The sequence below is a fragment of the Streptomyces sp. NBC_00236 genome (genome assembly GCF_036195045.1).
Lineage (GTDB): Bacteria > Actinomycetota > Actinomycetes > Streptomycetales > Streptomycetaceae > Streptomyces.
Genome location: NZ_CP108100.1, coordinates 4,457,992 through 4,480,388 on the forward strand (window position 1 = coordinate 4,457,992; position 22,397 = coordinate 4,480,388).

The following is a 22,397-nucleotide window of genomic DNA, read 5'->3' on the forward strand; positions in this document are numbered from 1 at the left end:
GAGGCGCGGCGTGTCGGGGCTGCCGGGTTTGGCACAGTGCCGCTCCACGATCAAGGACCGGGGTGAGTGGTGAGTGGTGAGTGGTGTGCGGCAGAGGCTGAGTGATCTGGCGGGCGGCGGGGGCGGTTCCGCGGGCGGCGACCAGCTGAGGCACAGCGACGGGGCGTGGCTGCGGGCCGCCGGGGGCGCGGAGGGGATGGGGGTGCACCTCGGCCCGGTGAGGACGGAGCTGGCGACCGCGCACGAGGGGCTGCTCGCGGGGACGGTCGGCCTGAGTGCGCTGGCCGAGCTGGGTGCCGTACGCGAGTCGTGGGAGCGGCGCTTCGAGACGGCGCGTCGTGAGTGCGGTGCGCTGGCCGGCAACCTTCGGGCGGTCGCCCGGGCGCAGGGCGAGACGAACGAGACCGTGAAGTCGTCCTTCGCGCCGGTGGCGAGGCGGACGCGAGGGGTCGAGCGATGACGGCGGGGACGGGGCCCTCCGGGCTGACCTGGGCGCAGTTACGGGACCTGAACTGCGCCGAGCTGGAGGGTGCGGCCGACGGCTGGGGCAAGGCGAGCAATCGGGCCGATGCCGGGCGGGACCGGATCGAGAAGCAGCTGCTGAACGGTTTGCGCGAGACGCAGCAGGGTGCGGCGGCGGACGCGGCGGTGAGCCGGTTGCGGCAGCTGAGCCGGAACCTTCAGTACGTGTACACGGAGTGCGGCCTCGTCCGTACGACGCTGAACAGCCTCGCGCACGAGATGAAGGCTCAGCAGCGTGCGCTACGGGACGCGCTGGAGGATGCGCAGGCGCTGAGGTTCACCGTGCACGCGGACGGGTCGGTGACGTATCCGGAGGCGGGGGAGGGCCTGGTCGACGGGAGGCCGCTCGCGGGCGGAACGGCGTCGGCGAAGGGTGCGCCGGGGCTGCTGCCGCCGTCGGGGCTGGTGGCCCCGAACCCCAACACGGCCAAGGCGCAGGACATCGCGGACCGGGTGGCGAAGGCGGTGCGGACGGCGGCCGAGGTCGACTGGAGGTTCGCCAGGATCCTGCGGAAGCTGAAGGCCGAGGAGGGCCTGAAGGTCCCGGACCGGACGTGGACGGACGCGGCGGGCGACGCGTCGGTGGTCCGGGACGTGGCCGGGGGTTACCTGAAGTCGGGCATCCCGTACGACGCGAGTCCGGCGGCGCGGCGCGAGTGGTGGGCGCGCCTGACGGACGAACAGCGCGAGGAGTACCTCGCGGTGTACCCGGACTTGATCGGCAATCTGGACGGCATCCCGGCCCTGGTCCGCGACACGGCGAACCGCGACAACCTGCAACTGCTGATCGGCAAGCTGGAGGGGCAGGACGGGGAGCGGGCGGAGACGCGGTTGGCGGGGTTGCGGGAGATCGATCGGCAGTTGCAGGCGGGGCGGCAGCCGCCCATGTATTTGCTCGGAATCGGTGATGAGGGGAACGGTCGCGCGATCGTTTCTTACGGGAACCCGGATACGGCGCGGAATGTTTCGGCTTATGTGCCGGGGTTGAATACTTCGCTGGATGCGGATTTCGCGAAGAATGACCTTAAGCGGGCGTTGGACACCGCCAAGGGTGTCAGCAAGTACGACCATTCGAATGCCTCGATTGTTTGGCTAGGCTACGACGCTCCCCAGTCGCCAGACGGCCTTGGCAGTCTTGATGTAATGGGGAACGAGAAAGCAGTGAAGGGTGGGAGTTCATTCCACCAGTTCATGGGTGGCCTGTCGGCTACCAATGAGAATGATGATCCCCACTTCACAGCTATTGGGCACTCGTACGGATCGCGCACAGTAGGCGCTGCCACACAGCACGGCGGTGGACTTCCAGGAGTTGACGACATCGTCCTGGTTGGGAGCCCGGGAGTCGGCGTAAATCGTGCTGAGGATCTCGGTGTAGGCAGGGATCACGTTTTCGTCGGTGCGGCAGAGAACGATGTCGTGACCAAGCTTCCTTCAAAGCAGCAGAGTGCAGTCGGTGTTGCTGTTCTAGCTGCTACTGGGCCTGTAGGCGCGCACCTCCTTGGGGGGATGGCTGACGAAGACGACGACGACCTGTGGTTTGGAAGGGACCCGGCAAGTGGGGCCTTCGGTGCCAGGCGATTTCCAGTGAACGAGGGGCCTCAGGTCATCGGAAGGGATGGGGTGTCCATCGATGCGCACTCTCAGTATTTCGACCCGAAGCGTGATGCCATGTCGTCGGACAGTATCGCTTTGATTGCTGCTGGACGGGCTGACAAGGTCAAGACGGAGGAGTCTCGTTGAAGGTCAGGGTTTCGGTCGCAGTTGGAGTTCTGCTCCTGTGTGCGCCGCTAGTGGGATGCGAGCATGAATTGGGCAAGTCTGACGGGGATGGGCGCCTAAAGATGAACATGCAGGATGCTGCAGATCGTGCAGATGGAATTCTTGATGCTGTCCTAGCGGAGGTCAAACCTGCCGTTCATTGGGCGCATGGTCCGACCAGTTCAGGAAGCTGCGATGTGTCGCGAATGCGCGTCGTTATGACGATTGTTTCCGAACATCGGCGCGGTAGTCTTTTGGGGGTAGTAGATCGCTTTTGGCGTAAGAGCGGGTATAGGATCAAAGCGATTAACAAGGATGTTGACGTGCCCGCGATCTATGCGCAGACAAAGGACGGATTCGGTGTATCGCTGAGCGTCGGAGGGCAGGGGCAAGCTTTCTTTGAAGTAGACAGCCCCTGCGTGGAGGAGTCCGACGTAGCCGAGTCCACCGCGGCGCCCAACGGGCCCTCCTACGAGGGCGTCTACCCCTTGCCCCGCCCCAACGTCCACTCCGACTTCTGGTCCACCGGCGCATCCTGATGCCCCATCAGTGACCCAAATGACTCGTACACACCGTCGAAAACACCCATGAACCCCTCCCCGATGGGGGATGGTTGAGGGGTGCGGAAATACTGGATGGCAGGTGGGATCGGCGCCGGCGTCGCCATGCTCTTCGTGGCGCTGCTCGTCGTCGGTACGTACTCCGCCGCTGCCGGCCTCACGGGTGGCGGGGGCGGGGCCGTGGCGTTGGCCAAGGGGGCCGTGCCGGCCAAGTATCAGCCTCTTGTGCAGAAGTGGGGCAACCTCTGCCCCGCCATCAACCCCGCCCTCCTCGCCGCCCAGCTCTACCAGGAGAGCGGCTGGAATCCGCGGGCCCAGAGTCCGGCCGCCGCTCAGGGCATCGCGCAGTTCATCCCGGGGACCTGGGCTTCGCACGGGCTCGACGGGGACAACGACGGGGACCGGGACGTCTGGGATCCCGCCGATGCGATTCCGTCCGCCGCCTCGTACGACTGCGAGCTGGCCGGGTACGTGAAGAAGGTGCCCGGGGACCCCACCGACAACATGCTGGCCGCCTACAACGCAGGTGCGTACCGCGTCATCAAGTCCGGCGGGGTTCCCGCCATCGCGGAGACGCAGAACTACGTCAAGATCATCCGGACCCTGGAGAAGAGCTTCGCCCGGCCCGTCGGGCGGGTGCAGCCGTCTCAGCAGGCCGCGGGCGCCATCTACTTCGCCCAGAAGAAGCTCGGTACGAAGTACCTGTGGGGCGGCAACGGCACCCCGGAGCAGGGTGGCCGGTTCGACTGTTCGGGGCTGACCCAGGCCGCGTACCGGACCGTCGGCATCGAGCTGCCACGTGTGGCGAACGATCAGTACAACGCCGGGCCGCACCCCTCGCGCGACGAGCTGCTCCCCGGGGACCTGGTGTTCTTCTCCGACGATCTCAGCAACTCGCGGGCCATTCACCATGTCGGTCTGTATGTCGGGGGCGGGTACATGATCAACGCCCCGTACACCGGTGCCGTCATCCGGTTCGACAAGATCGACACGCCCGACTACTTCGGTGCGACACGCGTCACCAAGGACGGTGCCGCGGCCCTTCCGACCGCGCAGCCGGCGGCCTGACGTGGGAGCGTCCGTGGCCGGAACTCTCTGTGAAGCCTGGGCCCTGAGCTGCGACGATGAGTCACTCTTCGATAACGTCATGGTGATCATTCGGTAGAGAGTGGAACGTACGCACGGAACGCGTCGTTCTCTGGTTGGACCGGGGCCGCAGCCACTGACCTAGCGTCGCCCCGACGCACGTAAGTGACCGAACCGAATACGGGGGTTCGTCATAGCGGCGCACATGGGTGTGTGCCGCAGCAGCAGACAAGGCAAGGGGCCGCGGCAGATGGCTGGACTCGCACTGGATGGGTCGAACCCCGACGTCAGCCTGCTCTACGACATCAACGGGCTCGCGAAGTCCGCTCCCACCTGGTTCGACCGGGTCATGGAGTTCGTCGGTGAGTACGGAATCATGCTCGGCATGGTCCTGGTGGTCCTGTGGTGCTGGTGGAGTGTCCGCCGGCGCGGCACGGCCGAGGACTCGGTCAGTGCGGTCGCCGGGCTCGTCTGGGCACCGCTCGCGGCCGGGATCGCCCTGCTGATCAACATCCCGATCCGTGGATTCGTGGAACGGCCGCGTCCGTTCAAGGACCACCAGGGGCTCGACGTCCTGGTGGACGGGAAGAACGACTTCTCCTTCGTCAGTGACCACGCCACCATGGCGATGGCCCTCGGCGTCGGGCTCTTCGTGGCGAACCGGAAGTTCGGCATCGCGGCGATCGCGCTCGCCCTGCTGGAAGGGTTCTGCCGGATCTACATGGGCGTTCACTACCCGACCGACGTCATCGGCGGCTTCGCGCTCGGCACGGCCGCCGCGCTGCTCCTCGCGCCGCTCGCCATGATGCTGCTGACCCCCCTGGTGGGCGCGGTCTCACGGTCGGGCCGGCTGGGCAGGCTGGTCAGGTCGCGCAGCCCGCTCGCGGCGGCGGCCGGGGACGGCGGCGAGGCGCTCGGGATCCCCGAGCCGCGGCCCGGTTCGGGCGGCGGCTCGGAAGGCGAGAAGGGGCTGGCCGCCTAGCGCGGAGGGTGAGGGGCGGTCGGCGGACAGCCGGGGCGGGGGGGGGGGGGGGTGCGGTCCCGGTACCGCACCCCCCCCCCGCCCCGCACGTCACAGTGATTGCGGGTACGTGAAGAACCCCTCCGGGTCGTACCGCTTCTTCACCTCGCCGAGCCGGCCCAGCGCGGAGCCGTAATAGGCCGTGCGCCAGTCCGTCAGGGCCGGGTCCGCGTAGTTCTGGTACGCCGCCCCCGAGGCGTAGGGGCGCAGCGCGGCATGGGTGTCTTTCAGCCACTTCTGCTGAGCGGCGCCGGCCGTCCCCGTGCGCCACGCCCCGATGTACTGGGCGAGCATCCGTGAACCGCGGTGGACGAACGCGGTGGACTGCGGGTCGATCCGGTTGATCGCGCCGCCCAGTGCGGTGAGGGCGACCGAGCCGCCGCCGCCCCGGTCCCCGGGGATCCGGGTGAAGGCCTCGGTCCGGTCGAGGAGGGTTTGGACGCCCTCCGGGGGCAGCGAGCGGTCGTAGAAGTCGGACGCCGCCGCGTACGTCTCGCGCTGGAGCGAACCCTGCGGATCGCGGCCCGGAGTGGTGCCGGGCAGGTGGCACTGGGCGTCCGTGATGCCGGAGCAGCCCGCGTACACGAGCATCGCCTCCTGGTAGCTGCGGCGGCGCAGCGAGACGGACGAAGCGGAGGCGCCGATCCGGTCGGCGAGGCGGTCGACGGCGTTCTGCAGGTCGCCGTACGTGCCGAGGCTGAAGGCCGAGACGGACACCGTCGGGTTGCCGCCGCCCGGGCCCGCCGCGACATGTACGGAGGACCAGATCTCGTCCGGCTGGTCCGGGCCCCACTCCTGCCAGGCCGTCACCACGGCCCGGGCGCGCGACCAGGGCCAGGACATGTACGCGGCGACGGTCTGCGGGGCGGGTCGGGTGCGGAAGCGGAGCTCGGTGACGACGCCGAAGTTGCCGTTGCCCGCGCCGCGCAGCGCCCAGAAGAGGTCGGGGTGGTGCTTGGCGTCGGTGGTGAGCGTCCTGCCGTCGGCGGTGACGAGCGTCGCACCCGTGAGGCTGTCGCACGTCAGACCGTACGCGCGCGAGGCGACGCCGTGACCGCCGCCGAGGGTGAGGCCGGATATGCCGACCGTGGGGCAGGAGCCGCCGGGGACGGCCAGGCCGTGCGCGGCGAGGCCCTGGTAGACGTCGAGGAGCCGGGCTCCCGCGCCGATCGTGCCGTCACCCCCGACCTGCTTCAGTGACGAGACGTCAATGACCAGCCGCCCGTTGCCGCTCGACCAGCCGCCGTAGGAGTGCCCGCCGCTGCGGATGGCGACGGGTACGGAGCCGCGCCGGGCGAACGCCAGGCACTCGCGGACGTCCGCCTCGTGCCGGACGTAGGCGACCGCGGCCGGTGTCTGGTCGTCGTAGCGGGTGTTGTAGAGCTGACGGGCGGTCGGGTAGGCCGCGTCGTCGGGGCGTACGAGGGAACCCGCGAGGCTCTTGGCCAGGGCCGGCCAGTCCGCCGGAACGGCCGGTGAGGTCGTCGACGGGGTGGCGGGGGAGCCGGTCGTGGCCGTCGACGGGGCAGGGGTGGGGCCGGCGGCCGGAGGGCCGGGGCTCGTGCCGTCGCACGCGGCAGTGGCGGCGGTGAGTACGGCCGCGGCACCGGCGCTCAGGACGGTGCGCCGGTTCGGCAGGGTCATCGGGCCTCCGGAGTGGGGGAGGGAGGGGCGAGGGGAGGCCTGTGGTCAGGCCGTGGCCGTGCGGTGGTCCTCGGCGTCCGTACGGGCCCGGTCGCGGGAGCGGCGGGCCGGGCCCGACCAGCCGCAGCTGCAGCGGGCGGTGCAGAACGAGCCGCGTTCGACGGTGGTGGCTTCGTGGGCGGGCCGGGCCGGTGGGACGGCCGGCGGGACCTCGGCGGTGTGTTGGTCGTACACGCGTCCAAGGTACTGGGCAGGGCCGTCCGGTGGTGAGGGGTGTGCGGGCGGCGTTACGGGGCGCACGGGCCGTCGTTATGCGGAACGGGTGGGGAGCTCGGGCAGGCGGTCGGCGTTGGGGGTTGGCAGGCGATGGTGGTGCAGCAGCACAGGTCCGGAGGCGGGGCGCGCGCTGTGTGCGCCCTCGCGGTCGTGGGCGTGATGATGGCGGCCGCCGGGTGCGCCGGGGACGGTGGGGGCGGGGATCGCGCCGCGGCCGACGACCGGTCCGGTGCGGGCGCCGTCGCAGCGGTGCGGCGGGTCGCGGCGGTGCTGGTGGGGCCGGGCTCCGGGTCCGCTGCCGGGAGCGCCGAGGTGGTCACGTCCATGGAGACGGCGGCCGGTGGCACCCGCGTGACGATCCGGGGCAAGGGGGCGTACGACTTCCGTACCCAGTCCGGCCGGCTCAAGGTCGTGCTGCCGCAGGACCCGGCGGGCGAGGACGAGCACCGGCCCATCACGGAACTGCTGGCCCCGGGTGCGCTGTACATGATGAACCGCGGGGCCGGGGTGCCCGCGGACAAGTGGGTCAGGATCGACACGACGGCGCTGGCGGACGGCAACCTGGTGACCGGCGGCGTCACCGACCCGATGGCCGCGGCCGAACTGCTGGGCGGGGTGAGCGCGGTGACGTACGTGGGGGAGACCGACCTGGCCGGGGTCACCGTGCGGCACTACCGGGGGACCACCGACATCGGACGTGCCGCGCGCCGGGCCTCGGCCGCTTCCCGCGGTGCGCTGACGGCGGCGGCGAACGGGTTCCGTACGGACACGGTGCCGTTCGACGCGTATCTGGACGAGCAGGGCCGGCTGCGCAAGGTGCGCCACCGGTTCAGCTTCGTCAACGAGGGGCAGACGCGGGAGGTGGTGTCGACGACGCTGCTGTACGGGTTCGGCGTGGCGGTCTCCGTACCGTTGCCGGACGCGCGCGACATCTACACCGGAGAGATCGAACAGGGACGCGCGCCGGGAACCTCGGACCGGACCCGGGCCGGAACCAGGCCGTCCGCGGGCCGTTCCTAGGCATCCGGTGGCGGCGAAATGGTCCGTCCGTGCCATGCGCGGTGTGTGCCGCGGTCCCTACTCTGGGAAGCCGGCGACGGCAGTGAGAGGTGAGTGACGTGGTGACGCTCAGCCCGCGGACCGTATCGGACCATGTGGCTCTCGCCGAGATCGAGCTCTGCGGGGAGCTGATGATCGCGGCGTCCGCGGCCATCGGGGAGCGGCTCAGCACCGACCGTATCGACGAGGTGCTCGACGTGAAGGTGATCACCGAGCGCACCACCGTCCCCCGGCAGGCGGATCACCGGGGGTGACGGGGCGGGCGGGCGACAGGCGCGGGCCGAGGCTCTGATCGGGCGCGCAGCAGACGGGTCAGGCGCGCAACGGACAGGTCGGGCGCGCAGCAGACGGGTCAGGCGGGCAACGGACAGGTCAGCTGCGCAGTCGGCGGGTCAGGTACGCAGCAGGCGGGCGATGGCCTTGGTGGCCTCCTCGACCTTCGCGTCGATCTCCTCGCCGCCCTTGACCGCGGCATCGGCGACGCAGTGCCGCAGGTGCTCCTCCAGCAGCTGGAGCGCGAAGGACTGGAGCGCCTTGGTGGACGCCGACACCTGGGTCAGTATGTCGATGCAGTAGACGTCCTCGTCGACCATGCGCTGCAGGCCGCGGATCTGGCCCTCGATGCGGCGCAGACGCTTGAGGTGCTCGGCCTTCTGGTGGTGGTAGCCGTGTATCCCGCGGTCGTGGTCGGTCACGATCGCTTCGGCGGGAGCCGTGGCGTCGGCCGTGCCCGCGCCGTCCGCCGCGTCGGGCGACCGATCCGCCTCGGTGGCCTCGGTAGTGGTCATTGCTGCCTCCCGTTTTCCCTTTACCCTGCCGTTTATATACCCCTGGTGGGTATATCTTAACGAATTCAGCTGAAACGTGACCGGGGCCCCGTGCTGATCACTGTGCCTGATGCGCGACACTGAAGAATGCCGGTTAGCCGTGGCCGGATGATGCGCCTAGCATCAGCCTGACCGAATCCAAAGCACCCCGAGGACCCCACGTGCGCTTTCGTCTGACCCCCAGGGAGACGAGCTTCTACGACATGTTCTCCGCATCCGCGGACAACATCGTCACGGGCTCGAAACTCCTGATGGAACTGCTCGGGGCGGATTCTGCCTCCCGAGTCGAGATCGCGGAGCGCATGCGGGCAGCGGAGCACGCGGGGGACGATGCCACCCACGCGATCTTCCACCAGCTGAACTCCTCATTCATCACGCCCTTCGACCGCGAGGACATTTACAACCTCGCCTCGTCGCTCGACGACATCATGGACTTCATGGAGGAGGCCGTCGACCTGGTCGTTCTGTACCAGGTGGACGAGCTCCCCAAGGGCGTCGAGCAGCAGGTCGAGGTACTGGCACGGGCGGCGGAACTCACCGCCGCGGCCATGCCGAACCTGCGGACCATGGACAACCTCACCGAGTACTGGATCGAGGTCAACCGCCTGGAGAACCAGGCCGACCAGATCCACCGCAAGCTGCTCGCCCAGCTCTTCAACGGCAAGTACGACGCCATAGAGGTGCTGAAGCTGAAGCAGATCGTGGACGTGCTGGAAGAGGCTGCGGACGCGTTCGAGCACGTCGCGAACACGGTGGAGACCATCGCGGTCAAGGAGTCCTGAACCACGTGGACACCTTTGTACTGGTCGTGACCATCGGCGTCGCGCTCGGCTTCACGTACACGAACGGCTTCCACGACTCGGCGAACGCCATCGCCACGTCGGTCTCCACCCGCGCGCTCACCCCCCGTGCGGCCCTGGCCATGGCGGCGGTGATGAACCTCGCCGGCGCGTTCCTCGGCAGCGGGGTCGCCAAGACCGTCAGTGAGGGTCTGATCGCGACGCCCACGGGCGACAAGGGGATGGGAATCCTCTTCGCCGCACTGGTCGGCGCGATCATCTGGAACCTGATCACCTGGTACTTCGGCCTGCCCTCGTCGTCGTCCCATGCCCTGTTCGGCGGTATGGTCGGCGCCGCGCTCGCGGGCGGCACGCTGGTGCACTGGAGCGGGGTGCTCGACAAGGTCGTCATCCCGATGTTCATCTCGCCGGTGATCGGCCTGGTGGTCGGCTACCTCGTGATGGTCGCCATCATGTGGATGTTCCGGAAGTCCAACCCGCACAAGGCCAAGCGCGGCTTCCGGATCGCGCAGACGGTCTCGGCCGCGGGCATGGCGCTCGGGCACGGTCTCCAGGACGCGCAGAAGACGATGGGCATCGTGGTGATGGCCCTGGTCATCTCCGGTCACGAGACGTACAGCGACCCGATCCCGGTCTGGGTGAAGCTCGTCTGCGCGCTGATGCTGTCGCTGGGTACGTACGCCGGTGGCTGGCGCATCATGCGTACGCTCGGCCGGAAGATCATCGAGCTGGACCCGCCGCAGGGCTTCGCCGCGGAGACGACGGGGGCCTCGATCATGTTCGGTTCGGCGTTCCTGTTCCACGCGCCGATCTCGACGACGCACGTCATCACCTCGGCGATCATGGGTGTCGGAGCCACGAAACGGGTGAACGCGGTCCGCTGGGGTGTGGCGAAGAACATCATCCTGGGGTGGTTCATCACGATGCCGGCAGCGGCTCTGGTGGCCGCCGCGAGCTACGGGGTCGTCTTCCTGCTGTTCGGCTGACCGCCGGCCCGCACACCGTACGAACGGGTCCGCCCCGCTCTCCTCGTGGAGAGCGGGGCGGACCCTTCGCCTTGTGGTGGCACCGCCATGCAGCACCCCAAGGCCGTCTGCGGGAACCCTCAGCCGAAGCGGCCGGAGATGTAGTCCTCCGTGGCCTGGACCGAGGGGTTGGAGAAGATGCGTTCCGTCTCGTCGATCTCGACGAGCTTGCCGGGCATGCCGACCGCCGCGAGGTTGAAGAACGCCGTACGGTCCGAGACCCGGGCCGCCTGCTGCATGTTGTGCGTCACGATGACGATCGTGAAGCGCTCCTTCAGCTCGCCGATCAGGTCCTCGATGGCGAGGGTGGAGATCGGGTCCAGGGCGGAGCACGGCTCGTCCATCAGCAGGACGTCCGGCTCGACCGCGATGGCGCGGGCGATGCACAGACGCTGCTGCTGACCGCCGGAGAGACCGGAGCCGGGCTTGTTCAGCCGGTCCTTGACCTCGTTCCACAGGTTCGCGCCACGCAGCGACTTCTCCACGATGTCGGCCAGGGCGTTCTTGCGGTACGAGCCGTTGAGCCGCAGGCCCGCCGCGACGTTGTCGAAGATCGACATGGTCGGGAACGGGTTCGGGCGCTGGAAGACCATGCCGACCGTGCGGCGCACGGTGACCGGGTCGACGTTCGATCCGTACAGGTTCTCGTCGTCCAGCAGCACCTTGCCCTCGACGCGGCCACCGGGGGTGACCTCGTGCATCCGGTTCAGGGTGCGCAGGAAGGTGGACTTGCCGCAGCCGGACGGGCCGATGAAGGCGGTCACGGAGCGGGGCTCCACGGTCATGGAGATGTCGTCGATCGCCTTGTGGCTGCCGTAGAAGGCGGACAGGCCACTGATGTCGATGCGCTTGGCCATCTGAATCACTGCTTTCTACTGGCCTCAGCGGCCGGTCTTCGGGGCCTTCCAGCGGGCGATGCCGCGGGCCACCAGATTGAGGATCATGACGAAGGCGATCAGGACCAGGGCAGCGGCCCAGGCGCGGTCGTAGGACGCGGCCTCACCGATCTTGTACTGCTCGTAGATGTAGAACGGCAGTGACGACTGGGCGCCTTCGAAGGGGTTCGGGTTGATCAGCTGACTGCCGAAGACCAGCAGGATGATCGGCGCGGTCTCGCCCGCGATGCGCGCGATGGCGAGCATGACGCCGGTGGCGATGCCGCCGATCGCGGTCGGCAGGACCACCTTCAGGATGGTGCGCCACTTCGGGATGCCGAGGGCGAGGGAGGCCTCGCGGAGCTCGTTCGGTACGAGCTTCAGCATCTCCTCGGTGGAGCGGACCACGACCGGCATCATCAGGATCGTCAGGGCCAGCGCGCCCATCAGGCCGGAGGGCTCAAGCCCTGCGATCAGCATGATCGAGAGGATGAAGAGACCGGCGACGATGGACGGGATGCCGGTCATCACGTCGACGAAGAAGGTGACGGCCCTGGCCAGCGCGCCCTTGCCGTACTCCACCAGGTAGACCGCGGTGAGCAGGCCGAGCGGGGCGGAGATCAGGGTGGCGATGCCGACCTGCTCCAGGGTGCCGATCAGGGCGTGGTAGACGCCGCCGCTGGCCTCGGGTCCGAGGACACCGGCCATCGAGTGGGTCAGGAAGTAGCCGTCCAGGCGCTCCGAGCCCCGGCTGATGGTCGTCCACAGGAGGGATGCCAGCGGGACGACGGCGATCAGGAAGCAGACCCAGACGAGGCTGGTGGCGAGGCGGTCCTTGGCCTGGCGCTTGTTCTCCACGACGCTGGTCGCGACGTACGAGAGCGTCAGGAAGAGCAGCGCGGAGAGCAGGCCCCACTGGACCCGGCTGTGCCAGCCGGCGGCCGCGCCGATGCCGACGCCGAGGGCGATCGAGACGACGGCGAAGCCGAGCGGTGCCAGGCGGGGCAGGGCTCGGCTGCTGAGGCTGCTCACCGGCGCGGGCGGCGTGGGCGTCGGGCGGTCCTGGACGCTGGTGGATGCGTGGCTCATGCGTTGGCCCCCGAGTACTCCTTGCGGCGGGCGATGATGAGCCGCGCGGCGCCGTTGACCAGCAGGGTGAGGACGAAGAGGACCAGGCCGGAGGCGATCAGGGCGTCGCGCCCGAACGCGTCGGCCTCGCCGAACTTCGCGGCGATGTTCTGGGCGAACGTCCCGCCGCCCGGGTTGAGCACGTGCAGCGAGATGAGGAAGCTCGGCGACAGGACCGTGGCGACGGCCATCGTCTCGCCGAGCGCGCGGCCCAGGCCCAGCATCGAGGCGGAGATCACACCGGAGCGGCCGAACGGCAGCACCGAGAGGCGGATGACCTCCCAGCGGGTGGCGCCGAGCGCGAGCGCGGCCTCCTCGTTCATCTTCGGGACCTGGAGGAAGACCTCGCGGCTGACGCTGGTCACGATCGGCAGGATCATGATCGCGAGCAGGATGCCGACGGTGAAGAGCGAGCGGGCGACACCGATCTCGGTCTTCTCGAAGAGGTACGTCCAGCCGAAGAACTGGTCGAGCCAGAGGTTCAGGCCCTCCAGGTACGGGACGAGGACGAGCGCGCCCCAGATGCCGTAGACGATGCTGGGCACCGCGGCGAGCAGGTCGATGACGTACGCGATCACGCCGGCGAGCTTGCGCGGCGCGTAGTGCGAGATGAACAGGGCGATGCCGACAGCGATCGGAACCGCGATGACCATCGCGATGATCGAGCTGACGACGGTCCCGAAGAGCAGGACGGCGATGCCGAAGACGGGCGGGTCACCGGCCGGGTTCCAGTCGAAGGTGGTGAGGAAGTTGCCCTCGTCCTTCGAGATGGCGATCGCGGCGCGGTAGCTGAGGAACACGGCGATCGACGCCATGAGCACGAGCAGCAGGATGCCGGATCCGCGGGAGAGGCCCAGGAAGATCTTGTCACCGGCGCGGCCGGTGGACTTGGCGCGGGTGCGCCTGCCCGGCGGGGCCGGTGGAATTTCTGTCTGTGTGGTGGAAGCCATGGTCTTTCCGGTCTGTGTGGGGGAGCCCGCTGGGACTCCCCTGGCGGCGGTGCACCGGATGGGTCGGGTGGCGGGCCGGTCCGGAGAGATGCGCCGGACCGGGCCGCCGGTTGCGTTGTGCTCTTCTTCGTTGTGCGTCGTGCGGGGTGTGCGGGTTACGAGAGGCCGGCGACCGTCTCGCGGACCTTGGCGTTGATCGCGTCGGGGATCGGGGCGTAGCCGGCCTCGGTGAGGAGCTTCTGGCCGTCCGCGGAGGCGGTGTAGGTCAGGAAGGACTTCACGGTGCCGAGGGTGTCGGCCTTGTTGCCGGTGTCGCAGACGACCTCGTACGTCACCAGGACCAGCGGGTACGCGCCCTCGGCCTTGGTCGTGTAGTCGAGGTCGAGCGCCAGGTCCTTGCCGGTGCCCTTGACCTTGGCGGCGGCGATGGCCTTGGAGGCGTTCTCCGAAGTGGCCTTGACCGGGGCGGCGCCACCGGTGTTGATGTCGACCGTGGTGATCTGCTGTGAGGCGGCGTACGAGAGCTCGAAGTAACCGATCGAGCCGTCGACCTGCTTCACCTGGGTGGCGACACCGGAGGAGCCGGACGCGGCCTGGCCACCGGGGGCCGGCCACTTCTTCTCGGCCTCGTACTTCCAGTCGCTCGGCGCGGCGGCGCCGAGGTACTTGCCGAGGTTCTGGGTGGTGCCGGAGTCCTCGGAGCGGTGGAAGGGCTGGATCGCCTTGTCCGGGAGCTTGGCGCCCGGGTTGAGCTTGGCGATGGCCTCGTCGTTCCACTTCTTGATCTTCGTGTCGAAGATCTTGGCGAGGGTCGGGGCGTCCAGCGTGAGGCTGTCGACGCCGTCCAGGTGGAAGCCGACCGCGATCGGGCCGCCGACCATCGGGAGGTTGATGCCCTGGCCGGACTTGCAGATCTTCTTCGAGTCGGCGACCTCCTCGGGCTTCAGCGCCGAGTCGGAGCCGGCGAAGCCGACGGTGCCCTGGTTGAAGGCGACGATGCCCTCGCCGGACGAGGAGGAGTTGTAGTTGATCTCCACACCGGAACAGGCGGCCATGTACTCCTTGACCCAGAGGTCCATGGCGTTCTTCTGGGCGCTGGACCCGGAGGCGCGCAGCTGGCCCTTGGCGCCGTCGCACTTGACGTTCGACGCTGCCTTCGTCTGGCCGCCGTTCCCGCCGGTGTCGCCGCCGCTGTTGTTGTCCGAACCGCACGCCGTGAGGACCAGGGCGCCGGAGACGGCGAGGGCACCGAGCGCGGTGGCACGAAGCCGGTTCTTGCGCTGAAGCTTCACTTTCGGGTGTTCCTTCCAGGAGCCGCCGTGGTGGTTTCGGTCTACGACGGCGTGCGAGGTGGTGGGTCGGGCGGAAGTCGTGTCCGGTGCGGTGTGTTCCTCGCACCGTGCACTGCCGAAATTAGGCAGAACAGGTGAAGTGGCTTGCGGGGGTGAGTGAACGGAAGGTGAACCGTGTCGGGCGGCCTGGTTCCGGGGTGCGCGCCCGCCTGGGGGCGGGGTGTTCCGGGGTGTGCGCTCACGTGGAGGCGGCCCGGTCCCGGGCGTGGGTTCCGTCCTCGAACGCCGGACGGGCCGGAACGGCCGCCCGGGTGCCCTACGCGCGCGGCAGGGTGCGCAGCGCCGCGTCCAGCAGGTCGCGGTCGCGGGGCTGGGTCAGGCGGGTGCGGGCGGCGGCGGGGCGGAGCCACAGCACGCCGTCCACCTCGTCGTTCGGCACGAAGGCGCCCGCCGTGGCCTCGGCGGCCCAGTACGTGACCTCTTTCGGCCGGCCGTTCGCCACGTACCGGACCATGGGCAGCACGGCCCCGGGCACGCAGTGGTGGCCCGTCTCCTCCAGGACCTCGCGCAGGGCCGCGTCCCGCGGGGACTCGCCGCGCTTCAGCTTGCCCTTCGGGAACGACCAGTCGTCATAGCGCGGACGGTGGACGAGGCAGAGCTCCACGCCTCCGCCGGCGGACGCGGGCGGGCGGCGCCACAGGACGCAGCCCGCCGCCCGCACCGTGGAGCCCACCGCCCGGGTCATGACCGGGTCGCCGCCGTCGCATAAGGCCAGCTCTCCCGGAACACCGACCGCGCCGCCTCCACCTCGTGGCGCTGGTCGGCGTGGAGCACCCCCAGGGCGTACGCGGTCGTCGGCGCGATGCGGGGGGTACGAGCGGCCGCGGAGGCCGCCGCGGCCGCCTCCGCCGCGTCCCGGTGCAGGTCGAGCGCGTGACCGGGGCCGGCCAGGACCGGATCGGGGGCGCCGCGCACCACCTCGTGGGCGTACCGGTGCAGGCGCAGCAGCAGCCGGGTCTGGTGCCAGGGCGCGTCGTGCGCCTCGTTGTACGGTTCGGCCGTCTCGCACGGGGGCAGCGCCGCGACGGCCCCGAGCAGGCGCTGCTCCGCCCGATCGGCGGGTTCGCGCAGCAGCTCATCGGCGGGTTCGGCGGCCTCGGCGGACAGCGGCACCTCGGAGGCGAGCAGCGCGACCGCGTCGGCCACGGCGTGGAAGCGCGAGGAGCCGAGCGCCTGGAGCGCCGCGGAGTGGGCACGGGTCCGGGCGAGGGTCAGCTGACGTTCCAGCAGGGCGCCGGCGCGCGCCGCGCCGACGCCGAGGACGGCACGTTCCTTGTCCACGACGGCGGTGGTGGCGCCACCGGCCTCGGTACGGGCCGTCGGCAGGGTCGCGCCCGACAGTCCGTGGAGCGCTTCGAGGAGCCGGGTCAGCCGGTCCGCGTACGCGTGCTCGCGGGCGAGCGTGCCGGAGAGCCAGGCCAGTTCGGTGCGCAACTGCTCGGCCCAGAGCGGGTCGAGCGCCGTCCGGAAGGTGTGCAGGGTGCCGCCGATGCGGCGGGACGAGCGGCGCAGCGCCCCGGCGGCCTGAACGGCGGCCTGGGGCCCGGCGTCGCCGGGGGCACTGTTCTCGCGGTGCAGACGCAGGCTGCGCAGGAAGTCCGCGGCCTGTGCCCGCAGATACGGTGCGAGCACCGCCCCCGCGGTCACGTCCGCCTGTGTCTGGTGGTCAGGGCGTCGCACGCCGGCGCCTCCGGGCGTCAATGAGCATTTCCTGTACGTGGCGCAGCGGCCGGCCCTCCGCGTCCGTGGCGTGCCGGGTCCAGTTCCCGTCGGGGCCCAGGTGCCAGGAGGAGGTGGTGTCGGCCATGCCGGTCTCCAGGAGCCGGCTGAGTGCGGCCCGGTGCGCGGGGTCGGTGACCCGGACCAGGGCCTCGATGCGGCGGTCGAGGTTGCGGTGCATCATGTCGGCGCTGCCGAACCAGACTTCGGGCTCGCCGCCGTTGCCGAAGGAGAAGACCCGGGAGTGTTCGAGGAAGCGGCCCAGGACCGAGCGGACCCGGACGTTCTCGGAGAGGCCGGTGACGCCGGGGCGGATCGCGCAGATGCCGCGGACCCATATGTCGACCGGGACGCCGGCCTGCGCGGCCCGGTAGCAGGCGTCGATGATCGCTTCGTCGACCATCGAGTTGACCTTGATGCGTACGTAGGCGGGCCGGCCGGCCCGCTGGTGCGCGATCTCCTTGTTGATCCGGACGATCAGCCCGTCACGCAGCGACTTCGGGGCGACGAGCAGCCGGCGGTAGGTCTCGCGGCGGGAGTAGCCGGAGAGCCGGTTGAAGAGGTCGGAGAGGTCCGCGCCGACCTGCGGGTCGGCGGTGAGCAGGCCGAGGTCCTCGTACAGCCGGGCCGTCTTGGGGTGGTAGTTGCCCGTGCCGACGTGCGAGTAGCGGCGCAGGGTGTCGCCCTCCTGGCGGACGACGAGCGAGAGCTTGCAGTGCGTCTTCAGGCCGACGAGCCCGTAGACGACGTGGCAGCCCGCCTCCTCCAGCTTGCGTGCCCACTTGATGTTGGCCTGCTCGTCGAAACGGGCCTTGATCTCGACAAGTACGAGGACCTGCTTGCCGGACTCGGCGGCGTCGATCAGGGCGTCCACTATCGGGGAGTCGCCGGAGGTGCGGTAGAGCGTCTGCTTGATGGCCAGCACGTCCGGGTCCCCGGCCGCCTGTTCCAGGAAGGCCTGGACGGAGGTGGAGAAGGAGTCGTACGGGTGGTGCAGCAGCACGTCGCGCTCGCGCAGGGCGGCGAAGATGTCGGGCGCGGAGGCGGACTCGACCTCGGCGAGGTCGCGGTGCGTGCCGGCGATGAACTTGGGGAACTTCAGCTCCGGCCGGTCCAGCGACGCTATGCCGAACAGCCCGGTGAGGTCGAGCGGTCCGGGCAGCGGGTAGACCTCGGCGTCGGACACCTTCAGCTCGCGGACCAGCAGGTCCAGCACGTACGGGTCGATGGACTCCTCGACCTCCAGGCGGACCGGCGGGCCGAAGCGGCGCCGCATGAGCTCCTTCTCCAGGGCCTGGAGGAGGTTCTCGGCGTCGTCCTCCTCGACCTCCAGGTCCTCGTTCCTGGTGACCCGGAACATGTGGTGCGCGAGGACCTCCATCCCCGGGAAGAGCTCCTCCAGGTGGGCCGCGATGACGTCCTCGATGGGGACGTAGCGCTGCGGCGAGGCCTCCAGGAAGCGGGTCAGCAGCGGCGGCACCTTGACCCGGGCGAAGTGGCGGTGGCCGCTGACCGGGTTGCGTACGACGACGGCGAGGTTGAGCGAGAGGCCGGAGATGTACGGGAAGGGGTGCGCCGGGTCCACGGCCAGCGGCGTCAGCACGGGGAAGACGCGCTGGCGGAAGAAGGTGAACAGGCGGGCCTGTTCCTTCTCGGTCAGCTCCGGCCAGCGGATGAGCTGGATGCCCTCGTCGGACAGGGCGGGGGCGACGTCCTGCTGGTAGCAGGCGGCGTGCCGTGCCATGAGTTCGCGCGAGCGGGTCCAGATCAGGTCGAGGACCTCGCGGGGCTGGAGACCGGACGCGGACCGGGTGGCGACACCGGTCGCGATGCGGCGCTTCAGGCCCGCCACCCGGACCATGAAGAACTCGTCCAGGTTCGAGGCGAAGATGGCGAGGAAATTAGCCCGTTCGAGGAGCGGCGTCGCCGGGTCCTCGGCCAGTTCCAGCACCCGTTCGTTGAACGCGAGCCAACTGCGTTCCCGGTCGAGGAACCGGCCCTGCGGCAGCTCGTCCCCGTCGACATCGGGTTCGTACGCGTCGGCGTCGGCATCGATGTCGGGGTCGAGGTCGGCGGCGGTGGACAGGGCCGCCGGGGAGGACGAGGGGGTGGCGACGGCGTGCGGCCGGTGCGCGGCGAGGGAGCCGACGGACGGCTGGGCGGTGGGCTGGACCGGGACCTCGGAGCTGGGCTGCTGGCTCATGGGCCCATTGTTCCGCGTGGAGTGCTCCGGGGGCGCGTCGGAGGGGAAGGAGATCGCGGAGATCGCGTGGTCGGCGCGCTCTCCGCCGGGATTTCTCCCGTTGCGGGGGGTCGGCACAGCTGGCTGCATCCTGAGAGGGTCGCAAGGGCGTCTGAATGCCCGGTAACGGCGACATGACATGCAGGAAGCGGTGTGGCCGTGTCCGGGGGCCCGTGGGCCTCCGGACACGGCCGGTCTCTCAGGCGTGGCGGCGGCGCAGGACGCGGAAGGCCAGCGCCAGGGCGACGGCGGCGAGGACGAGGACGATGCCCGTTCCGACGAGCTGGAGGGGCCAGAAGTGCGAGGCGGGGTGGTAGTCGGTGTACGTGCCGGTGATGTGGTGGTCGGCCAGGCAGCGGTCCACCAGCTCGGGGACGGGGTCCCGGTAGCAGGTTTCGCCGGGCAGCTGCTGCTCTCCCGCCATCAGCCCGCTGCCGACGAACAGGGTGCTGCCCGGAAGACCGGCCGGGGTGGCGTTCAGCGGCGTGACCACGGTAGTGACCGCCCACAGGCTGCTGCGTACGGCGCCGAGCGTCAGAGCCACCGCCCCGTAGGCCAGGGCCGTGATGCTCATGGCGAGGAGCGTACGGCGCACCAGCAGCGCGGCGAGCGCGCCGAGGGCGATGCCGAGCAGGGCCGAGGCCGTGGGCAGTGTGCCCGTCGCCGCGTACACGCTCGTGTCGTACCAGGCCAGGCGGTCGGTGTCGGGGGAGGTCCGGCACCAGGCGTACACGGCCGAGAGCACCGGCACCGCCACCACCGTGATAGCCGCCGGCACCGTGAGCTTGGTGAGGAGCCAGCGGGCGGGGGAGACGGACTGCGACCAGGCCAGCCGGAACGTGCCGCTCTCCAGCTCCCGGCCGATCATCGGACCGGCGACGAACGCGCCGATGGCCGCGGGCAGCACCATCATGGCGACGCCCGCGTAGCGCAGCACGTCCCTGAGCCACGCCTGGTGGCTGAGCTTGTCGTCGAACACCGCCTGGCAGCGCAGGGAGGTGTCCATGAACGAGCACCCGCTGTCCGCGTAGGCGTCCGCCGTGCCGGAGTTCCACCACACGGACGCGGTCATCAGAACGACCCCGGCGAGCGCGAGCGCCCCCGCGATCCACAGGGCACGGCGGTGCTGGAGGACGATGACGCGGGCCGGGCCGCGCAGGGCGAGGGCGCTCATGCGGCGCTCACCGCCTCACGTGCCAGGCCGTCCGCGCTCGGCGTGAGGAGCGGGGGCGCGTCCGGTGACCGCAGGTGCGCCAGCAGCAGCTCCTCCAGTGACGGCTCCGCCGTCTCCCAGCCGGCGGACGCGTCCACCGGGCCCTCCCTCCTGACGAGTGCGGTCAGCTGCCGTCCCGTGGTGCGGGACTCGACCACGGTGTGCGGCGCGAGGTCGCCCACCGGGCCGGTGAGCAGGGTGTGCGCGGCGATCAGGTCGTCCGTCTCACCGCCGAGGCGGACGCGGCCGCCGTCGACGAGCAGGAGGTAGTCGCAGGCGCCCTCCAGCTCGGTGAGGATGTGCGAGGACATCACGATGGTCGTGCCGTGCTCGGCGGACTCCGCCATCAGCGCGCCCATCAGCTGATGGCGCGCCAGGGGGTCGAGGTCGGCCATCGGCTCGTCCAGGAGCAGCAGTTCGGGCCGCTTGCCCAGGGCGAGGGCCAGGGCGAGCCGGGTGCGCTGACCGCCCGACAGTGTGCGGACCTTCGCCCCGCCGGGGAGCGGTTCCGTGATGCGTTCGGCCGTGTCCTGGTCCCAGGTGGCGGGGTTCAGTTCGGCGCCCGCCCAGAGCGTCTCGGTGACCGTCAACTGCGGGTACAGCGGCTTGTCCTGGGCCACGAAGGCCATCCGGGCCCGGGCCTCGGCGGGCGTCAGGCCCAGCACCCGTACCGTTCCCTCGGCCGGCCGCAGGAACCCCGCGGCGATGCCCAGCAGGGTCGACTTGCCCGCCCCGTTGGGCCCGACGAGCGCGCACACGCGTCCGGCGGGCAGCCGGAACGAGCAGTCGTGCAGCACCCGGTTACCGCCTCTGCTCCGATAGGTCATGCCGAGGCCCACGGCCTCGATCGCAGCGCCTGTCATCCGGTGTGATCCCCCTCGAACGTCTTGTCCAGTACGGCGGTGAAGAGCGCGCCCACGTCGTCCCTGTCCAGGCCGGCGGCGCGGGCCCGGCGGGCCCAGTCGGTGAGCTCGGCGCGCAGCGGGGCGTCGTCGGCCGCCGCCGCGCCGCCGAGGGCCCGGGTGACGAAGGTGCCGAGGCCGCGCCGCGCCTCGACGAGACCCTCGCGCTCCAGCTCGCGGTACGCCTTCAGCACGGTGTTCGGGTTGATGGCGGTGGCCTCCACGACCTCGCGGGCGGTGGGCAGCCGGTCGCCGGGCTCCAGCAGCCCCAGCCGCAGCGCCTGTTTGGTCTGCTGGACGATCTGGAGGTACGTGGCGACGCCGCTGCGCCGGTCGATGCGGAACTCGACCGCTGCGGACTCTGCCATGTTCACCCCTTTCACTAATTGAGTAGTGAAAGGGTGGCGCAAGAAAGGGGCGGCGTCAAGCGACGCCGCCCCTCGTGGTCCTGACGGTGGCTCAGGACTCCGTGCGGTACATCAGGTCGACCTCGTGGGTGGTGAAGCCCATCCGCTCGTAGACGGCCACGGCCGCCGTGTTGTCCGCGTCGACGTAGAGCATTGCGGTGGGCAGCCCCTCGGAGGCGAGGTGGCGCAGCCCGATCGCGGTCAGCGCCTTGCCCAGGCCGCCGCCCTGTGCGTCGGGCCGGATGCCGACCACGTACACCTCGCCGAGCTGCTCCTCGGCGTGCACCTTCGTCCAGTGGAAGCCGATCAGCTCGGAGCCGCCGTCGTCCGTACCGCGCTCGGCGAGGAAGAACCCCTTCGGGTCGAACCACGGCTCGGCCTTGCGGTCGTCCAGGTCGCGCTGGGTCAGTGAGCCCTGCTCGGGGTGGTGGGCGAAGGCGGCGCTGTTCACGGCGAGCCAGGCGGCGTCGTCCTCGCCCGGCACGAACGCGCGGACGGTGACGCCCGGCGGCAGCACCGGCTCGGCGATGTTCAGCGGGCTCAACGGGCGGCGCAGCTGACGCAGTTCGCGGAAGAGCGAGAGGCCGAGCACCTGCGCGAGGTGGCGCGCGGCGGACTTGCCGCCGTGCGCCCAGACCCGCAGCCGCTTGCCGGTCGCGGCGAGCAGCGCGGCCCCGAGCGCCCGTCCGTGCCCGTGCCCGCGGTACGACGGATGCACGACCAGCTCGGCGGCCGGAGCCTCGACGGGGTCGGTGTCCTCCAGCTGCGCGTACCCGACCAGCGTGCCTCCGGCGGTCAGCAGGAAGTGCCGTACGCCTTCCCGGTGCCCGCCCCGCAACTGCAGCCGCCCCTGCTCGGACACGGCTTGCCGGCCGTCGGACTGCGCGGCCTCGGCGAGCAGCTCGGAGACGGCGGCCGCCTGGTCGGGGGAGAGGGTGTCGAGCGTCTGGATCTCGCGTCCGGGGGCGGGGAGGGGTACGTCAGTCGTCATGTGTACGAGCGTACGGCGGAAGGCGGTGTTGTTGCCCGCC

The 22,397-nt window shown here is 70.2% G+C and carries 23 protein-coding genes; 9 read left to right on the plus strand and 14 right to left on the minus strand.

Going from position 1 to position 22,397, the window contains the following annotated elements:
* Positions 1-85: 85 nt before the first annotated feature.
* The 5 genes from OG446_RS20135 to OG446_RS20150 all read left to right on the plus strand — a co-directional run bounded on the left by OG446_RS20135 (position 86) and on the right by OG446_RS20150 (position 4,908).
* Positions 86-460, plus strand: coding sequence for a hypothetical protein (locus OG446_RS20135; protein ID WP_389054761.1), 375 nt, complete (start codon positions 86-88; stop codon positions 458-460).
* Positions 457-2,262: an alpha/beta hydrolase gene (locus tag OG446_RS20140; RefSeq protein ID WP_328895349.1), complete on the plus strand. Its 1,806-nt coding sequence runs from the start codon at positions 457-459 to the stop codon at positions 2,260-2,262. Before OG446_RS20135 ends, OG446_RS20140 begins: the two co-directional genes overlap by 4 nt.
* A 101-nt stretch (positions 2,263-2,363) precedes the next feature.
* Positions 2,364-2,819 (plus strand): hypothetical protein, encoded by a 456-nt coding sequence (locus OG446_RS37215; RefSeq protein ID WP_443050173.1) that lies wholly within the window; start codon positions 2,364-2,366, stop codon positions 2,817-2,819.
* Positions 2,820-2,915: 96 nt separating this feature from the next.
* Positions 2,916-3,908 (plus strand): C40 family peptidase, encoded by a 993-nt coding sequence (locus OG446_RS20145; RefSeq protein WP_328895350.1) that lies wholly within the window; start codon positions 2,916-2,918, stop codon positions 3,906-3,908.
* 268 nt (positions 3,909-4,176) lie between these two features.
* The gene (locus OG446_RS20150) at positions 4,177-4,908 is read left to right on the plus strand and encodes a phosphatase PAP2 family protein (RefSeq protein ID WP_306082702.1); all 732 of its coding nucleotides are present in this window, start codon (positions 4,177-4,179) and stop codon (positions 4,906-4,908) included.
* 90 nt (positions 4,909-4,998) lie between these two features.
* Here OG446_RS20150 and OG446_RS20155 read toward each other — a convergent pair whose 3' ends face one another.
* Positions 4,999-6,591: an FAD-binding oxidoreductase gene (locus tag OG446_RS20155; protein ID WP_328895351.1), complete on the minus strand. Its 1,593-nt coding sequence runs from the start codon at positions 6,589-6,591 to the stop codon at positions 4,999-5,001.
* Positions 6,592-6,636: 45 nt separating this feature from the next.
* Complete coding sequence (locus tag OG446_RS20160) at positions 6,637-6,825, minus strand: hypothetical protein (RefSeq protein WP_306082704.1); 189 nt, start codon at positions 6,823-6,825, stop codon at positions 6,637-6,639.
* A gap of 132 nt (positions 6,826-6,957) precedes the next feature.
* Here OG446_RS20160 and OG446_RS20165 point away from each other — a divergent pair, with 132 nt between their 5' ends.
* A complete protein-coding gene (locus OG446_RS20165; protein WP_328895352.1) occupies positions 6,958-7,887 on the plus strand; it encodes a hypothetical protein in 930 nt (309 codons plus the stop codon).
* A 98-nt stretch (positions 7,888-7,985) separates the two neighbouring features.
* On the plus strand, positions 7,986-8,180 hold the full coding sequence (locus OG446_RS20170) for a hypothetical protein (RefSeq protein WP_328895353.1): 195 nt from the start codon (positions 7,986-7,988) through the stop codon (positions 8,178-8,180).
* A gap of 138 nt (positions 8,181-8,318) precedes the next feature.
* On the opposite strand, the gene OG446_RS20175 is transcribed toward OG446_RS20170, so the two are convergent.
* Entirely contained in the window at positions 8,319-8,714 is a 396-nt protein-coding gene (locus OG446_RS20175; protein ID WP_328895354.1) for a metal-sensitive transcriptional regulator, read from the minus strand.
* Positions 8,715-8,914: 200 nt separating this feature from the next.
* Here OG446_RS20175 and OG446_RS20180 point away from each other — a divergent pair, with 200 nt between their 5' ends.
* Together OG446_RS20180 and OG446_RS20185 are read left to right on the plus strand one after the other, a co-directional pair.
* The gene (locus tag OG446_RS20180; RefSeq protein ID WP_148019498.1) at positions 8,915-9,535 is read left to right on the plus strand and encodes a DUF47 domain-containing protein; all 621 of its coding nucleotides are present in this window, start codon (positions 8,915-8,917) and stop codon (positions 9,533-9,535) included.
* Between the two features lie 5 nt (positions 9,536-9,540).
* Entirely contained in the window at positions 9,541-10,539 is a 999-nt protein-coding gene (locus OG446_RS20185) for an inorganic phosphate transporter (protein ID WP_328895355.1), read from the plus strand.
* A 119-nt stretch (positions 10,540-10,658) separates the two neighbouring features.
* Here the strand turns inward: OG446_RS20185 and pstB are convergent, their stop codons facing one another.
* The 11 genes from pstB to mshD all read right to left on the minus strand — a co-directional run bounded on the left by pstB (position 10,659) and on the right by mshD (position 22,357).
* Positions 10,659-11,435 carry a phosphate ABC transporter ATP-binding protein PstB gene (pstB, locus tag OG446_RS20190; RefSeq protein ID WP_326659443.1) on the minus strand — a complete coding sequence of 259 codons (777 nt, stop codon included), beginning with the start codon at positions 11,433-11,435 and terminating at the stop codon, positions 10,659-10,661.
* Between the two features lie 24 nt (positions 11,436-11,459).
* Positions 11,460-12,542 (minus strand): phosphate ABC transporter permease PstA, encoded by a 1,083-nt coding sequence (gene pstA / locus OG446_RS20195; protein WP_328895356.1) that lies wholly within the window; start codon positions 12,540-12,542, stop codon positions 11,460-11,462.
* On the minus strand, positions 12,539-13,531 hold the full coding sequence (gene pstC / locus OG446_RS20200; RefSeq protein ID WP_328895357.1) for a phosphate ABC transporter permease subunit PstC: 993 nt from the start codon (positions 13,529-13,531) through the stop codon (positions 12,539-12,541). Before pstC ends, pstA begins: the two co-directional genes overlap by 4 nt.
* A 155-nt stretch (positions 13,532-13,686) precedes the next feature.
* On the minus strand, positions 13,687-14,823 hold the full coding sequence (gene pstS, locus OG446_RS20205) for a phosphate ABC transporter substrate-binding protein PstS (RefSeq protein WP_328895358.1): 1,137 nt from the start codon (positions 14,821-14,823) through the stop codon (positions 13,687-13,689).
* 316 nt (positions 14,824-15,139) lie between these two features.
* Entirely contained in the window at positions 15,140-15,568 is a 429-nt protein-coding gene (locus OG446_RS20210) for an NUDIX hydrolase (protein WP_443050174.1), read from the minus strand.
* Entirely contained in the window at positions 15,565-16,563 is a 999-nt protein-coding gene (locus OG446_RS20215; RefSeq protein WP_328895359.1) for a CHAD domain-containing protein, read from the minus strand. The genes OG446_RS20210 and OG446_RS20215 overlap by 4 nt, the downstream gene beginning before the upstream one ends.
* A complete protein-coding gene (locus tag OG446_RS20220; protein WP_327171978.1) occupies positions 16,550-18,805 on the minus strand; it encodes an RNA degradosome polyphosphate kinase in 2,256 nt (751 codons plus the stop codon). The genes OG446_RS20215 and OG446_RS20220 overlap by 14 nt, the downstream gene beginning before the upstream one ends.
* 238 nt (positions 18,806-19,043) lie before the next feature.
* On the minus strand, positions 19,044-20,018 hold the full coding sequence (locus OG446_RS20225; protein WP_328895360.1) for a hypothetical protein: 975 nt from the start codon (positions 20,016-20,018) through the stop codon (positions 19,044-19,046).
* The gene (locus tag OG446_RS20230; RefSeq protein WP_328895361.1) at positions 20,015-20,920 is read right to left on the minus strand and encodes an ABC transporter ATP-binding protein; all 906 of its coding nucleotides are present in this window, start codon (positions 20,918-20,920) and stop codon (positions 20,015-20,017) included. The genes OG446_RS20225 and OG446_RS20230 overlap by 4 nt, the downstream gene beginning before the upstream one ends.
* Positions 20,917-21,327 (minus strand): GntR family transcriptional regulator, encoded by a 411-nt coding sequence (locus tag OG446_RS20235; protein WP_328895362.1) that lies wholly within the window; start codon positions 21,325-21,327, stop codon positions 20,917-20,919. The genes OG446_RS20230 and OG446_RS20235 overlap by 4 nt, the downstream gene beginning before the upstream one ends.
* Positions 21,328-21,418: 91 nt before the next feature.
* Positions 21,419-22,357 (minus strand): mycothiol synthase, encoded by a 939-nt coding sequence (gene mshD / locus OG446_RS20240; protein ID WP_328895363.1) that lies wholly within the window; start codon positions 22,355-22,357, stop codon positions 21,419-21,421.
* Positions 22,358-22,397: the final 40 nt, after the last annotated feature.